Annotated in this window: 17 protein-coding genes; 6 read left to right on the top strand and 11 right to left on the bottom strand. The window is 66.5% G+C overall.

The window, feature by feature from the left end; all coding sequences use genetic code 11:
- Nucleotides 1-25 precede the first annotated feature (25 nt).
- Nucleotides 26-829 carry an SDR family oxidoreductase gene (locus ACVENA_RS02940; protein WP_449327577.1) on the top strand — a complete coding sequence of 268 codons (804 nt, stop codon included), beginning with the start codon at nt 26-28 and terminating at the stop codon, nt 827-829.
- A gap of 450 nt (nt 830-1279) precedes the next feature.
- On the opposite strand, the gene ACVENA_RS02935 is transcribed toward ACVENA_RS02940, so the two are convergent.
- The 4 genes from ACVENA_RS02935 to ACVENA_RS02920 all read right to left on the bottom strand — a co-directional run bounded on the left by ACVENA_RS02935 (nt 1280) and on the right by ACVENA_RS02920 (nt 4212).
- Nucleotides 1280-1990, bottom strand: a complete 711-nt coding sequence (locus ACVENA_RS02935; RefSeq protein ID WP_449327576.1) for a head GIN domain-containing protein — start codon at nt 1988-1990, stop codon at nt 1280-1282.
- A gap of 229 nt (nt 1991-2219) precedes the next feature.
- Entirely contained in the window at nt 2220-2978 is a 759-nt protein-coding gene (locus ACVENA_RS02930) for a head GIN domain-containing protein (RefSeq protein ID WP_449327575.1), read from the bottom strand.
- 60 nt (nt 2979-3038) lie between these two features.
- Nucleotides 3039-3689, bottom strand: a complete 651-nt coding sequence (locus ACVENA_RS02925; protein ID WP_449327574.1) for an NrsF family protein — start codon at nt 3687-3689, stop codon at nt 3039-3041.
- Nucleotide 3690: 1 nt separating this feature from the next.
- Nucleotides 3691-4212 (bottom strand): sigma-70 family RNA polymerase sigma factor, encoded by a 522-nt coding sequence (locus tag ACVENA_RS02920; protein ID WP_449327573.1) that lies wholly within the window; start codon nt 4210-4212, stop codon nt 3691-3693.
- 151 nt (nt 4213-4363) lie between these two features.
- Here ACVENA_RS02920 and ACVENA_RS02915 point away from each other — a divergent pair, with 151 nt between their 5' ends.
- The 5 genes from ACVENA_RS02915 to ACVENA_RS02895 all read left to right on the top strand — a co-directional run bounded on the left by ACVENA_RS02915 (nt 4364) and on the right by ACVENA_RS02895 (nt 9313).
- Nucleotides 4364-4840, top strand: a complete 477-nt coding sequence (locus ACVENA_RS02915; RefSeq protein ID WP_449327572.1) for a GreA/GreB family elongation factor — start codon at nt 4364-4366, stop codon at nt 4838-4840.
- Nucleotides 4837-5016 (top strand): hypothetical protein, encoded by a 180-nt coding sequence (locus tag ACVENA_RS02910; RefSeq protein WP_003052619.1) that lies wholly within the window; start codon nt 4837-4839, stop codon nt 5014-5016. Before ACVENA_RS02915 ends, ACVENA_RS02910 begins: the two co-directional genes overlap by 4 nt.
- Nucleotides 5017-5023: 7 nt before the next feature.
- Nucleotides 5024-6196: an NAD(P)/FAD-dependent oxidoreductase gene (locus ACVENA_RS02905; RefSeq protein ID WP_449327571.1), complete on the top strand. Its 1173-nt coding sequence runs from the start codon at nt 5024-5026 to the stop codon at nt 6194-6196.
- A gap of 146 nt (nt 6197-6342) precedes the next feature.
- The gene (locus ACVENA_RS02900) at nt 6343-8169 is read left to right on the top strand and encodes a DEAD/DEAH box helicase (protein WP_449327570.1); all 1827 of its coding nucleotides are present in this window, start codon (nt 6343-6345) and stop codon (nt 8167-8169) included.
- Nucleotides 8170-8335: 166 nt separating this feature from the next.
- A complete protein-coding gene (locus tag ACVENA_RS02895; RefSeq protein ID WP_449327569.1) occupies nt 8336-9313 on the top strand; it encodes a quinone oxidoreductase family protein in 978 nt (325 codons plus the stop codon).
- 121 nt (nt 9314-9434) lie between these two features.
- Here the strand turns inward: ACVENA_RS02895 and fghA are convergent, their stop codons facing one another.
- The 7 genes from fghA to ACVENA_RS02860 form a co-directional block, all read right to left on the bottom strand.
- Complete coding sequence (gene fghA, locus ACVENA_RS02890; protein WP_449327568.1) at nt 9435-10283, bottom strand: S-formylglutathione hydrolase; 849 nt, start codon at nt 10281-10283, stop codon at nt 9435-9437.
- A 23-nt stretch (nt 10284-10306) separates the two neighbouring features.
- Complete coding sequence (locus ACVENA_RS02885; protein WP_449327567.1) at nt 10307-10633, bottom strand: hypothetical protein; 327 nt, start codon at nt 10631-10633, stop codon at nt 10307-10309.
- Between the two features lie 43 nt (nt 10634-10676).
- Complete coding sequence (locus ACVENA_RS02880) at nt 10677-11183, bottom strand: prolyl-tRNA synthetase associated domain-containing protein (RefSeq protein ID WP_449327566.1); 507 nt, start codon at nt 11181-11183, stop codon at nt 10677-10679.
- 2 nt (nt 11184-11185) lie between these two features.
- Nucleotides 11186-11563 carry a VOC family protein gene (locus tag ACVENA_RS02875; protein ID WP_257548009.1) on the bottom strand — a complete coding sequence of 126 codons (378 nt, stop codon included), beginning with the start codon at nt 11561-11563 and terminating at the stop codon, nt 11186-11188.
- A 122-nt stretch (nt 11564-11685) separates the two neighbouring features.
- A complete protein-coding gene (gene purU / locus ACVENA_RS02870) occupies nt 11686-12558 on the bottom strand; it encodes a formyltetrahydrofolate deformylase (protein WP_449327565.1) in 873 nt (290 codons plus the stop codon).
- A 1-nt stretch (nt 12559) separates the two neighbouring features.
- Complete coding sequence (locus tag ACVENA_RS02865; protein WP_257548007.1) at nt 12560-12946, bottom strand: VOC family protein; 387 nt, start codon at nt 12944-12946, stop codon at nt 12560-12562.
- A 16-nt stretch (nt 12947-12962) separates the two neighbouring features.
- On the bottom strand, nt 12963-14075 hold the full coding sequence (locus ACVENA_RS02860; protein ID WP_449327564.1) for an S-(hydroxymethyl)glutathione dehydrogenase/class III alcohol dehydrogenase: 1113 nt from the start codon (nt 14073-14075) through the stop codon (nt 12963-12965).
- Nucleotides 14076-14984: the final 909 nt, after the last annotated feature.

Here is a 14984-nt window from a genome sequence, read left to right as displayed (position 1 = left end):
GACATAAATGTAAGGGAGAGCGGGCGTGGCACGAAAGGCGATTTTCATCACCGGCGGCGGTTCGGGAATCGGCCGCGCGACCGCGCGCCATTTCGCAGCGCAAGGCTGGTTCGTCGGCATCGCCGACGTCAATGCGCGAGGGATCGACGAGACCGCGGCGCTGCTGCCCGAGGGCGCCTCGTCGCGCCACATCATGGACGTGCGCGACCGCGATCAGTGGAAGGCCGCGCTCGACGCCTTTGCGGCGGTCAGCGGCGGGCGGCTCGACGTCCTGTTCAACAACGCCGGAATCGGGACGGGCGGCCAGTTCGCCGACATGGCGCCGGAGGAGGCCGACCGGCTGATCGCGATCAACTTCGGCGGTGTCGTCAACGGCATATACAGCGCGCTGCCGCTGCTCCGCGCGACGCCGGGGTCGACGATCCTCAACACCGGCTCGGCGTCGGGCTTTTACGGCGTCGCCGGGCTCGCGATCTATTCGGCGACCAAATTCGCGGTGCGCGGGCTGACCGAAGCGCTCGAGATCGAATTCGCCAAGCACGACATCAAGGTTCGTTCGCTGATGCCGGGCTTCATCGACACCCCGCTGCTCGACCAGGTCGCCGCCGACAGCAACGAGCCCGCACGCGACCGCCTGTCGTCCAGCGGGTTCGAGATCGTCCCCGTCGAACGCGTCGCCGAGGCGGCGTGGGACGCGGTCCACGGCGCCAGGGTGCACGTCACCGTCGGCAAGATGGCCAAACGCCTGTCACGCCTCGCGCGCTTCTTTCCGGGGCTGATCGTCAAACAGTCGAAAAAGGTCGACGGGCTGGGCGGCGCGGCGCACTGATCCGGCTTGGTGTACCGATGCCTGCATTGGGGTGGAGATCTGCCATCCCCTCGTTCGTCATTGTGGCCTGGACCCGGGATCTGGCCGGCAGGACCGAGTAATCACTCGAAAGTTCAGCAAAGTTCAGCCCATTGCAGTCCCCCGTTTGGGACCTCGCGGGGTGCAGAATGCACCCGGCACGCCTCGCCCTGGCCGCATCCGCAAGCTGGGCCGCGACCGCTTTTATCCACCAAATGAAAGAGCCGGATGAAAGCTGGCACAGCCGGATAATGTAGGAAAGACCTATTTGGAACCGATGTCGGCTTTGGGGTGGATTGGAGCCATTCCCAACCTTTGTCATTCCCGCGAAAGCGGGAACCCAGTGTGGGGTCAGCCCGCGCACGCTCTGGGGCCCCGCTTTCGCGGGGATGACAAAGTAGGGGGCTGCAATCGGTCGAAACCTAACGTTCGCTACTTCCCCGGCCCGCAGCTCACCGTCCCGCTGCCGAGGTTGCGCACGGTGCAGGCGGGGCGGCCGAGCACGACGGTCTTGCCCACCCCGCGCGTCGTCACCGCCGCGGTCTTGACCGCATTGAAGATATGATCGCCCGCGCCCTCGCTGTCGCTGACCAGATCGTCGACCGAAAGCCTGCCCGCATCGACGACTCCCGCGCCCGACAGCGTCATCTGACCCTGCTTGGCCTTGCCGGCCAGCGTCATCGTGCCGTTGCCGATCATCGCGACGCTCAGCCGGTCGGCGTCGATCGCATCGACGCTCACCCGTCCCGGCCCGCGCAGTCCGATCGTCACGCGCGCACCCTTGAGGCGGTCCATCCGCAGCGACCCCGCCCCCGCGAGCGTCGCGGCGCGCAGGTTCGCGGCGTTGACGCGGATCGTCACCGGCCCCGGCGGCGTGCGGCGATTTTCGTCGCCCGCATATTTCTTTTCACCGATCACCAGTCGCCCGTCGCGGGTTTCGAGCGTCAGCCGGTCGAGCGCGTCGGTCGATCCGGTCGCCACCGCGCTCACCGGTGCGCGGGTCACCACCTCGACATCGACGTCGGTGCCGACCTCGATCGTCTCGAAGCTGGTGAGGCCATAGCGCTTCTCGGCCGCGGCGGCGGGACCGGACAGGAGCAGGGCGGCGGCCGCGACGGCAGCCAGGCGCGAATAGCTGGTCATGCCGCCGCCTTACCGCGTTCGCAGGAGCCGCGCCACAGGATGTTCCAGATGAAGCCGTCCTTTGACCTCTCTGTTCCCCCGCCCTTCGATTGCCCGCAGGGCGGGCGCTCAGGATAAACTTCAGCCACAGGCTGAAGGCGGGGGGCCATCTCCTGCCGGCGCAAGGTGGAACCGACCGGAGATGGGTCCCCGCCTTCGCGGGGACACACAATGTTTGAACGCGAGCGATCTACCGGCAGGTCGCGGTCCCCGATCCCATCGCATGCGTCGAGCATTTGCCGCCGCCGCCGATCGTCGCATCGCCCGATCCGAGGATTTTGATGTCGGCGCTCGCGGTCGCCTGCGCATCGACGTCGCCCGATCCGGTGATCGACACCGCGAGCGTCTGCGCGACCAGCCCCTCGGCGTCGATGTCGCCCGATCCGGTGACGCCGAAATCGCCGCTGTCGATCGCGCCGCCCTTGACCTCGATATTGCCCGATCCCGAAACGTCGAAGTCGGCGCTCTTCGCGGTCAGCTTCGCAACCTTGAGATCGCCCGACCCCGTGACGTCGAGCGTGGCCGCGTCGGCGGCCAGCGTGTCGGCGTCGATCGACCCCGATCCGGTCAGCTTCAGCGCCTGCAGCTTCGGCATGGTGATGCTGATCTCGACCCCTTTGCTGTCGTGGCGGGTGAAGCTGAAGCCTTCGCGCTTGCGGCCGATCGACAGCGTTGAGCCGTCGAGCACGATCTCCAGTTCGTCGAGTTCGGCCTGCGGGCCCTTGGCGCTGATCGAGAAGGCGTCGCCCTGGCGGATGGTGACATCGTCGGGGCCGGTGACCTTGACGCCGGTGAAGCCCTTGAGGTCGAAGCTCTGCGTCGCCGCAGGGCCAGACGCGACCACCCGCTTGCCGTCCTTGCTGCTGCTCGTCCCTTCGGCGCTGCACGCCGACACCGTCATGGCGAGAGCCAGCGGCAGAATCGCTATCGTCCAGTTTCGCATCGTCATTCTCCGCTCATTCTTTTCTCGTGTGTTACTTGATTAACACAGGGAGAAGGACTTGTCCACCTACCAGCGGAGCAGCGGCGCGAGCAGCACCCGCCCGGCGACGGCCCACAGCGGGATGGCGAGCCCGTGCCAGAGCGCGATATGGATCATATCGTTCGAAGAGCAGCGGAGCGCGACCGCCGCGGCGCCCGCCGAGCCCGCCGCGATGCCGACGACCCAGCCGGCGCGCGCGGGCGATGTCGGCGCGCCGCCTTTCAGCCAGGCGAACAGCGCGGCCCCGACGCCGATCCCGGCGATCAGTCCGTCGAGCGTGCAGCGCATGCCATGATCGGGCCGCATTTCGGTCATCGCGCCATGGCTGTCGGCAAACCCCATGAACAGCGCGGTCAGCGGCAGGGCGAGCGCGGCGAGCCCCGCCCAGCGCCATCCGCCATAGTCGCGCCCGACCCCCGGCAATCCCATGCGCAGCGCGCTCCAGCTCGCGGCGAGCGCCAGCGCGACGATCAGCCAGAAGGCGAGCATCGGCAGCGGCGCCATCGCCTCTCCCGCAGCGAGGTCGTGGCGCATCCCGAACAGCCAGAGCAGCAGCGCGCCGCCCGCGATCCAGCCCGCCGCGACCCACAGCCCGCCGCGCAGCACGCGCCGCGGGCGCACAGGCTTGAGCTCGCCCGCCAGCCCCTCGATCAGTTCGTCGATCGACGCGTCGTTCATCTCATTCGCTTTCCACCAACCCCGCAAGCGTCTTCAGCCCGCGATGGATGTTCACCTTGACCAGCGACTTGCTCTGGCCGCTGATATTCGCTGCCTCGGCGATCGAGGCGCCCTCGATCTTGACCAATGTGATCGCCTGCGCCTGCCCCCGCGGCAACCGCGTCAGCAGATGGTCGAGGCTGAGCCGCGCGTGCACCGCCTCGTCCTCCGCCGCGACCGCCGCGTCATGGTCGCCGAGTTCGGCCTCGTCGCGCTGGCGGCGGAGCGCGTCGATCCACCGATAGCGCGCGATCGCCGCGAGCCACGGCAGGAAGGGGCGCCCGCTGTCCCAGGTCGCAAGCTTGCGGTGCAACGACACGAGCGTTTCCTGCACCAGATCGTCGATCTGGTGCGGCGCGATGCGGCGCGCGAAATAGCGGAGCAGCCATGTACGGCAATCGGTCAGCAGCGCGCGATAGGCCGCGCGATCCCCGCGCTGCGAGGCAGCCATCAGGCGCGCAAGCGACGGTTCGTCGGGGCTCATCGGGGCACTCTATCAGGGATCGCGGCAAAGGGCATCGCCCCCGGTTCGCGCGCGCGCTCGCTGCGGTTACGCGCGCGGACGAAATTTCGCGCCATCTTGTCGCCACCTTCGCGGTGCAACAGACACGCTTTCCTTCCCGACGAGAGAGACGATGAGCGTAGCCTTCCGCCGCGAGAGCGACGACGAACATATGGAACCGGCCTTCGAATGGCCGATCCCGGTGGGACCGAACCTCGTCACGCCGCGCGGCGCCCGCCTGCTCGCCGAGGAGGTCGCACGCCTCGAGGCCGCCGTCGCCGCGACAAGCGAAGAGGAAGCGCGCAAGAAGCTGCTGCGCCGTCTGCGCTATGCCGGCACCCGCCACGCGACCGCCGAGGTGCAGGATGCGCCCGCCGCCGATGTCGTCGGCATCGGCAGCCGGGTGCGCTACAGGCTGAACGGCGCCGAGCGTGCGGTGACGATCGTGGGCCATGACGAGGCCGACCCCGGCGCCGGGCTGATTGCCTTCACCGCGCCGCTCGGCCGCGCGCTGATGGGCGCCGAAGCAGGCGACACGGTCGAATTTCAGGGCCGCGAGGATGCGATCGAAATTCTCGCAGCGACGGCCGATCCGGAGGTGAGCGCATGAAGGACAAGTTCGAACGCCACAAACAGCCGTGGACCGCCGCCGAGATCGACAAGCTCCACACGCTCGCGAAAAAGGGCATGGCGCTCAAAGCCATCGCCAAGGCGCTGACGCGCAGCGAGGAATCGGTGAAGATCCGCGCCAAGGCCGACGGGCTGTCGATCGCGAAGCTGCGCTGACCCTTCGATGACCGCTTCCGATTATGACGCCGTCGTGCTGGGCGCCGGTGCAGCCGGGCTAATGTGCGCGGCGGTCGCGGGGCAGCGCGGCAAGCGCGTCCTCCTGCTCGACCATGCCGAACAGGTGGGCAAGAAGATCCTGATCTCGGGCGGCGGGCGCTGCAACTTTACCAATATCCACACCGCCGCGGATCGCTATATCTCGGCGAACCCGCATTTCGCCAAGTCGGCGCTCGCACGCTATACCCCCGCCGATTTCATCGCGCTCGTCGATCGCTACGGCATCGCCTGGCACGAGAAAACATTGGGCCAGCTCTTCTGCGACGGCTCGGCGAAGCAGATCGTCGCGATGCTGCTCGAAGAATGCGCCAAGAACGGCGTCGATGTCCGCTGCGGCCAGCCGGTGCGCGAGGTCACGCACGGCGACGACCTGTTCCGCGTGACCTTCGGCGAGCAAAGTTTCACCGCCCCCAATCTCGTCCTCGCCACCGGCGGCCCCTCCATTCCCAAGATGGGCGCGACCGGCTTCGCCTATGACCTTGCGCGCCGCTTCGGCCTCAAAGTCGTCGAGCCGCGCCCGGCGCTTGTCCCGCTCACCCTCGGCGGCGAGGATGTGCTGTTCCGCGACCTCTCGGGCGTCGCGACCCCGGTCGAGGCGCGCGCGGGCAAGGCAGCGTTCCACGAAGCCGCGCTCTTCACCCACAAGGGCCTGTCCGGCCCCGCGATCCTTCAGATCAGCAGCTATTGGCGGCACGGCGAGCCGGTGACGATCGATTTCCTTCCCGACGCACCGCCGGGCTGGCTGATCGAAGCCAAGCGCGCGCGCCCGCGCGTTACACTCGCGGCGGCGCTGCCGCTACCCGACCGGCTGGCGCAGACCCTCGCCGACCGCCTCGCCTTCGCGGGCGAACTCGGAGCGCAGACCGACCGCAAGCTCGCCAACGCCGAAGCGCGGCTCAGGCGCTGGATTTTTCATCCGAGCGGCACCGAAGGCTTTGCCAAGGCCGAGGTCACCGTCGGCGGAATCGCGACCGCCGGGCTTTCGTCGCAAACAATGATGGCCAAAAGCGTTCCGGGGCTCTATGCGATCGGCGAAGCCGTGGACGTCACCGGGTGGCTGGGCGGCTATAATTTTCAATGGGCCTGGGCCAGCGGACATGCGGCAGGCCAAGCCCTTTAGGAAAAGCTCGTACCCCTTCGTCACCCCGGACTTGATCCGGGGTCCATTCAGCGCTTCGTAGCAAGTGATGAATGGATGCCGGATCAAGTCCGGTATGATGAATTAAAGAATCGGCGGCGCAGCCCGCCACGGAAAAGAAGAAAAATATGTCTTTCGATCATCTTTCACCCGTCCTTGCGGACGCCCTCACCGCGCGCGGCTATGAGGCGCTGACCCCCGTCCAGGCACAGGTCGTCGAGGCCGAGGCCCGCGGCCGCGACCTGCTCGTTTCCGCGCAGACCGGGTCGGGCAAGACCGTCGCCTTCGGCCTCGCCATGGCCGACGAACTGCTTGAGGAGAGCCGCCTGCCCTTCGCAGCGGCGCCACTCGCGCTGATCGTCGCCCCGACGCGCGAGCTCGCGCTGCAGGTCAGCCGCGAACTCGCCTGGCTCTACGCCAAGGCCGGCGCACGCATCGCGACCTGCGTCGGCGGGATGGACGCAAGCCGCGAACGCCGCAATCTCAATCAGGGCGTGCATATCGTCGTCGGCACCCCCGGCCGCCTGCGCGACCATCTCGAACGCGGCGCGCTCGACCTCGAAAGCCTGCGCGTCGCGGTGCTCGACGAGGCCGACGAGATGCTCGACATGGGCTTTCGCGAAGACCTAGAGGAAATCCTCGACGCGACCCCCGACACACGCCGCACCCTGCTCTTCTCGGCAACGATCCCGAAGCCGATCGCGCAGCTTGCCAAGCGCTATCAGAATAATGCGCTGCGCATCTCGACCGTCGGCGAGGATCGCGGCCATGGCGACATCGCCTATCAGGTGGTGACCGTCGCCCCCGCCGACATCGAAGGCGCGGTGATCAACCTCTTGCGCCTGCACGAGCCCGACACGGCGATGCTGTTCTGCGCGACGCGCGACAATGTCCGCCGCCTTCACGCACGGCTGGTCAATCGCGGCTTCGCGGCGGTCGCGCTGTCAGGCGAGCATAGCCAGAACGAGCGCAACCATGCGCTGCAGGCATTGCGCGACCGCCGCGCGCGCGTCTGCGTCGCGACCGACGTCGCGGCGCGCGGCATCGACCTGCCGAGTCTGTCGCTCGTCATCCATGTCGAAATCCCGCGCGACGCCGAAACGCTCCAGCACCGCTCGGGCCGCACCGGGCGCGCGGGGAAGAAGGGCACCGCGGTGCTGATCGTCCCCTATCCGCGCCGCCGCCGCGTCGACGGGATGCTGCGCGGCGCCCGCATCACCGCCGAGTGGATGAACGCGCCGACCGCGGCCGACGTTAACGCACGCGATCAGGAGCGGCTGATCGAAAAGCTGCTCGCGCCGCAGGAGCATGAACCCGAGGATATCGAGCTCGGCCAGCGCCTGCTCGCCGAACGCAGCGCGGAGGACATCGCCGCGGCGCTCGTCCGCGCGCACCGCGCGACGATGCCGCCGCCCGAGGATCTGATCGACGCCGGCCCGCGTCCGCGCGGCGAGCGTCCCGAACGCCCCGAGCGCGGGGAGCGTTTCGAGCACGGCGACCGGGCCGATCGCGGCGAGCGCCGCGACCAGTTCGACGACAGCGTCTGGTTCCGGCTCAACATCGGCCGCCGCCAGAACGCCGACCCGCGCTGGATTCTTCCCCTCCTCTGCCGCCGCGGCCATGTGACGAAGCACGAGATCGGCGCGATCCGCATCGGGCCGTCGGAAACTCTATTCAACATCCCGCTCGCCATCGCCGACCGCTTTGCCGAGGCGGTGATGCGCACCGCCAATCAGGATGGCGAGGACGACAGCGGCGTCGCGATCACCCCGGCACCGGGCGGCGCGACCTATCCGCCCCGCCGCGAGAAGGGCGCGCACAAGGGCGGACCGCGTCACGGTGCCCCTCGCGACAACGGCCCGCGCGGCGACGGACGGGGGGCGCCGCATGGCAAGCCCGGCGGGTTCAAGGCCAAGCCCTTCGGCAAGGGCAAGCCGCGCCCCGGCGGCAAGTAACAAGCCTCGTCATTGCGAGCGGAGCGAAGCAATCCAGAGCGGTTTACGCACGCTCTGGATTGCCGCATCGCCTTCGACTCCTCGCAATGACGGAGCATATGGAAGCTCGTCCCTTGCACTTGCCTGACGCTCGCCCCAGATGGGCGGCACCAGCAGGAGAGCGGCCATGCAGGCGATCGAAGCCTTTATCGAAACGCAGGGCGGACCCGAAGTCATCGACTGGCGCGAGGTCACGCTCGGCGAGCCCGGCCCCGGCCAGGTGCTCGTGCGCCAGACCGCCGTCGGGCTGAACTATCTCGACACCTATCACCGCGACGGCACCTATCCGATCGAGCTTCCGGGCGGGCTCGGGGTCGAGGCGGCGGGCGAGGTGGTCGCGGTCGGTGCCGACGTCCACGGCCTCCAGCCCGGCGACCGCGTCGCGACCTTCGGCCCGCAGCGCAACGCCTATGCGAGCGCGCGGATCGTCCCCGCCGCGTCGCTGTTCAAGCTTCCTGCCGCCATCGACGACGACACCGCCGCCGCGGCCTTGCTCAAGGCCTGCACGGTTGAGATGCTCGTCGAACGCTGCGCGAAAATCGAGGCAGGCTGGCCGGTGCTCGTCCACGCCGCTGCGGGCGGAGTCGGGCTGATCCTCGTCCAGTGGCTGAAAGCGATCGGCGCGACGGTGATCGGCACCGTCAGCACCGAAGCGAAAGAGCAGGTCGCGCGCGAGGCAGGCGCCGATCATGTCATCCGCTACAGGCAGGAGGATGTCGCGGCGCATGTTCGCGAGATCACCGACGGCCAGGGCGTGCCCGTCACCTTCGACGGTATCGGCATGGCGACCTGGGCGACGTCGCTGAAAGCCACGGCGCGGCGCGGGCTGATCGTCAGCTACGGCAATGCCGGCGGGCCGGTGACCGGAGTCAACCTCGGCATCCTCGCGCAGCATGGGTCGCAGTTCGTCACCCGGCCGACGCTGTTCGACTATTATCTTCACGCGGGCGAGCGGGCCGCCGGCGCGGCGCGGGTGTTCGAGATGATCGAAAGCGGCGCGGTGAAGATCACCGTCGGACAGCGCTATGGCCTGCAGGACGCAGCGCGCGCGCATGCGGACCTGGAGGCAGGGCGGACGACGGGGTCGAGCTTGCTGATTCCATAACCTCCCCTCCCGCAGGCGGGAGGGGCAGCGAGACCTGCGAGCTTGCTCGCTAGTCGCAGCGGGGAGGGTTCGGCAACACCACGTGCCCACCCCCAACCCCTCCCTAAAGGGAGGGGAGTCGCTATGCCTTCAGCCGCTCCGCGTGCCACGCCACATGCTCGGTCATGAAGGTCGAGATGAAATAATAGCTGTGGTCATAGCCCGGCTGCATACGGATTTCGGCCTTCTGTCCCGCGCGCTCGCACGCCTCGACCAGCAACTCGGTCTTGAGCTGTTCGGCGAGGAAATTGTCGGCGTCGCCCTGATCGACGAGCAGGTCGGGCACGCGCAGTCCCTGATCGAGCAGCGCGCAGGCATCATAGGCCTGCCAATCCTCACGGTCGTCGCCGAGATAGCCGCCCAGCGCCTTCTCGCCCCACGGACACTGCGACGGCGCAACGATCGGCGAGAAGGCCGAGACCGAGCGGAAGCGGTCCTGACCCCGGAGACCGATAGTCAGCGCGCCGTGCCCGCCCATCGAATGGCCGGTGATCGCCTGCCGCGCAAGGTCGGCGTCCGCAAAGTTGCGGAGGACCAGCGACGGCAGTTCATCCTCGATATAGGAGCGCATCCGGTAATGCTTCGCCCATGGCTCCACGGTCGCATCGACATAAAAGCCTGCGCCATGCCCGAAATCATAGGCGGCATCGGCATCGTCGGGCACCTCCTCACCGCGCGGACTGGTGTCGGGCGCGACGAAGATCACGCCATGCTCGGCACAGGCGGCGCGATACTCGCCTTTCTCCATCACATTGGCGTGGGTGCAGGTCAGCCCCGACAGATACCAGAGCACGGGCAGCTTCGCATCCGGCGCATGGTCGGGGATAAAAACCGCGAAGGTCATGTCGGTGCCAGTGGTCGTGCTGGCATGTCTGTAGACGCCCTGCGTTCCGCCATGGCTGCGGGTGGTGGAAAGGGTTTCGATGGTCATGAGTTGTTCCAAGAGAAAGTGCATCACTCGTTGCGGGAAACCTCCACACCAGGCTCGGCCGGTGCAGAAGCCTTACTGCAATCCAAAATAACGTTAAGCATTGCAAAAACAGGATAAGTTTCTGCCACGCTGCATCCGGACGCGATTTCCGCTGCGCGCTTTGCCCGTGCGAAGTGAATCGCGTTGGCATTCACCGCGACAGACTGGCGTGCCACCGTGGCCTCGTTGCCTCGTTGACGCACCTTGTATGACGCGCCCTCGATCTTGACGATCGTCACTACCTTCCGTGGCCTGTCCTTCGCGGCCACAGGCAAGGCTATCAAGCAAAGAGCGAGCATCATCCAGCGCATCGTCGTATTCCCCCTATAACGACACGAAATCCCTTAAGTCAGTCTATTCGGTAAGCAAAGGGACGCCTGCAACAACGGGATCATGTCCCCAGCGGCGTAGCAGATCGAGGATCACCGCGCCCGAGAGGCTGATCGTCGCGGTGTTGCGAAGCGGATGGACATTCACCCGGCCGGCCTCCGCGAGTCCTGCGTCGAGGACGATCGTGATGCTGCCGGGCGGCGCGTTGATCGCGGCGAGCGGCGTGACCGATCCCGGCGCGATGCCGAGCAGCCGGTCCATATCCTCGGCCTTGCCGAAGCTCACGCGCTTGCTGCCGATCGCTGCGGGCAGGGCTTTGAGGTCGACACGCGCCTCGCCGGGCACGGTGACCAGCCAAAAGGCGCCGCCACTGTCCTTCAGAAACAGATTCTTGGTATGCGCGCCCGGTATCGCGGCGTTCACCCCGTCGCTCTCGGCGACGGTGAACACCGCGACATGCTCATGCGCGGCGAAAGGAACGGCAAGCGCATCGAGGTCCGCCATCAAGCCCGCTTCGCCGCGCATCGCCATCCTTACATCCGGTGCAGAGCGCAGAGCTTGTTGCCCGCGGGATCGCGCAGATAGGCCAGATACATCTTCATGCCATTGCCCTCGCGCACGCCCGGCGGGTCTTCGATCGCGGTGCCGCCGGCCTCGACGCCCGCCGCGTGCCACGCGTCGGCCTGTTCGGGGTTCGCCATCGCGATGCCGATGGTGCAGCCGTTGCCCGCGGTCGCCGGCTGGCCGTCGATCGGCGCGGTCACCAGGAACAGCCCGCCGTTATGCATATAGATGAGCCGGCCTTTCTCGTCCTGAATCCCCGGCTTGCCGCCGATCGCCTGAAAGGTCGCGTCGTAGAATTTCTTCGACGCCTCCATGTCGTTCGACCCGACCATATTGTGACTATACATGTTTCCGCTCCTCCTGATTCTGGTTGCGAATCGATACCTACCCTGCGTCGCCGATCAGAGCCAGCCGCCATTCCGCTCAGCATTCCCCGAAAGTGACGAACCCGAAAGCGGCGCGACCGGTCCTAGCGGAAAACCACCGTCTTGCGTCCGTCGATCAGCACCCGCTGCTCGGCGACCCAGCGCACCGCGCGCGCGAGCACCTGTGCCTCGATATCACGGCCGGTACGGATCAGATCGTCGACCGACTGGCGATGATCGACGCGCTCGACCGCCTGTTCGATGATCGGCCCCTCGTCGAGGTCGCCGGTGACGAAATGCGCGGTCGCGCCGATCAGCTTGACCCCGCGCTCGTGCGCGCGGTGATAGGGTTTGGCGCCCTTGAAGCCCGGCAGGAAGCTGTGGTGGATGTTGATGCAGCGCCCCGCGAGCTTCGCGCTGAGATCGGCCGAAAGCACCTGCATATAGCGCGCGAGCACCAGATAGTCGGTCCCGCCCCGCGCCATCAGGTCGAGGATCGCCGCTTCCTGCTCGGCGCGGTTGGCGTCGCTCACCGGCAGATAGTGGAACGGCACGCCATGCCATTCCGACAGGCGCCGCTGCGCCTCGTGGTTCGAGACGACGCCGACGATGTCGATCGCGAGATTGCCGGTCGACCAGCGATGGAGCAGATCGTTGAGGCAGTGGCTGCCCTGCGATACCGCGATCACGAAGCGCGGCTTCGCGGCGCGGTCGCTGATCCGTGCATCCATTTCGAAGCGCGCGACGATCGGCGCGAAGGCCGCCTGCACCGCGGCCAGCCCCTCGGGAAAGCGCGGCCCCGCGCCGCGGAACTCGACGCGCATGAAGAAGCGGCCCGAATCGAGGTCGGCATATTGCTGGCTGTCGAGGATGAAGCCGTCGGCATCCGCAAGCAGCCCCGTCACCGCGGCAACGATGCCGACCTTGTCCTCGCACGCCAGCGTCAGGATATAGCGCGCGGCAGCGGTCGAACCCATGTCAGCCCGAAATCTTGTGGAAAGCGCAGAGCTTGTTCCCGGCGGGATCGCGCAGATAGGCGAGATAGAGCACACGCCCCTCGGTCGCCTGACGAATCCCCGGCGGATCCTCGGCAGTGGCGCCGCCATTCGCGAGGCCCGCAGCGTGCCACGCGTCGACCGCCTCGGGCGATGCGGCGAGCAGACCCAGCGTATGGCCGTTGCCGCACGCTGCCGTCCCGCCATTAACGGGCTGCGTAATGAGCAACCGCCCGCCGTCGTGAGCGTAGATCAGCCGTCCGCGTTCGTCGATCCGTCCTTCGGGCACGCCGAGCGTTCCGAGCACCGCGTCGTAGAAATTCTTGGTCGCGGCGATATCGTTCGCTCCCAGTGTCACATGGCTGAACATTTCGGGTGCCTCCGCTTCAGTAGACCACAACGCTGCGGATGCTCTCACCCGCGTGCATCAGGTCGAAGCCCTTGTTGATGTCTTCAAGGCCCATGACGTGGGTGATCATCGGGTCGATCTCGATCTTGCCCTGCATATACATGTCGACGATCTTCGGCACGTCGGTGCGGCCCTTGGCGCCGCCGAAGGCGGTGCCGCGCCAGTTGCGCCCGGTGACGAGCTGGAACGGCCGCGTGGCGATTTCCTTGCCCGCCTCGGCCACGCCGATGATGATCGAGGTGCCCCAACCGCGGTGGCAAGCTTCGAGCGCGATGCGCATCACCTCGGTATTGCCCGTCGCGTCGAAGGTATAGTCGGCGCCGCCGTCGGTCATCTGGACGATCGCCGCGACGACATCCTCGCGGCTCATGCCCTTCGAGTTGAGGAAGTCGGTCATGCCGAACTTGCGGCCCCATTCCTCGCGGTCGGGGTTGATGTCGACCCCGATGATTTTGTTCGCACCGGCGAGCCGCGCGCCCTGGATCACGTTGAGGCCGATGCCGCCGAGCCCGAAGATCACGACATTGTCGCCGACCTGCACCTTCGCGGTATTGATCACCGCACCGACCCCCGTGGTCACGCCGCAACCGATATAGCAGCTCGACTGGAAGGGCGCGTCCTCGCGGATCTTAGCGACCGCGATCTCGGGCAGCACGGTGAAGTTGGAGAAGGTCGAACAGCCCATATAGTGGAAGATCGGCTGGCCCTTGTAGCTGAAGCGCGTCGTGCCATCGGGCATCAGACCCTTGCCCTGCGTGGCGCGGATCGCGGTGCAGAGGTTGGTCTTGCCGCTGAGGCAGCTTTTGCACTGGCGGCATTCGGGGGTGTAGAGCGGGATCACATGGTCGCCGGGCTTCACGCTTGTGACGCCCGCGCCGATCTCGCGCACGATACCTGCGCCCTCATGCCCCAGCACGCTCGGGAAGATGCCCTCGCTGTCGAACCCGTCGAGCGTATAGGCATCGGTGTGGCAGATGCCCGTCGCCATGATCTCGACCAGCACCTCGCCCGCCTTCGGGCCTTCGAGGTCGAGTTCGACGATCTCGAGCGGCTTCTTCGCTTCGAACGCAACGGCGGCGCGGGTCTTCATGGGGCGGTCTCCTTCTCGGGCGCTCCAATCAGGCAAATGCGGCGGCAATGCAAGATCGGAGCGTGCGGCGACGCGGGCGGCATAGCAATTCGGCGTGATTTTATTCGGAAGGTCACAAAGGTCACGCCACGCACCCCTCTTGTTTCGCTTCCCCGGCGACCAAAGCCGGGAGCGAGGCGCAGGGCCGTGACGGGCAGGATCGCGGCGGTCATGGCAAGCAGGCTATGTCCACGAAATAATGTAGGAAAGCCCAATTTTAGCGCTCTGGGCGGGGCGAGCGACGCCCACCTCTCCCACTTCGTCATGCTGAACGCGTTTCGGCATCCATGGCGCTATCCGGTCAGGGCGGTGCCAGTTGTTTTTCGCACAAAGCCACAAAGCCACGAAGATGTCGCGTCGGCCGCGAAGCGGCTTTCTCTTGTGACCGTGCGACCAGCCGCACCGTTGATGGGGAAATGGACCTGTCGGCCCAAGCCTTCTTCTTCGTGGCTTTGTGGCTTTGTGGCTTTGTGCGAAACAAAAAGCGCAGCGTTGAAGGACAGATCAGGCCATGGACCCTGAAACAAGCCTGTCCTGAGCCTGTCGAAGGGTTCAGGGTGACGAGAATGGAAACTCTCACACCCCCTCCCTTTCGTCACCCCGGACTTGATTCGGGGTCCATTCAAACCAGCGCCGGACCAATGGATCCCGGATCAAGTCCGGGATGACGATGAGAGCAAGGTCACACTTTCCTCGCGCCTCGATCCGTTGCAAGCCAGCCCCGATTTGAACTACTCCGATCCCATGATACCTCCATGGAAAGCTCATCCCAATATTCAAGCAGGCTCCATTGGATGGCGCATGGGAGACGGCGAAATGTATATGGTCGAATTCAACGACTGGTTCGCTCGCAAACATTTCGACGCAAAG

It is taken from the genome of Sphingopyxis sp. 550A (assembly GCF_053569535.1).
This window is presented reverse-complemented; position numbering and strand designations above follow the sequence as displayed.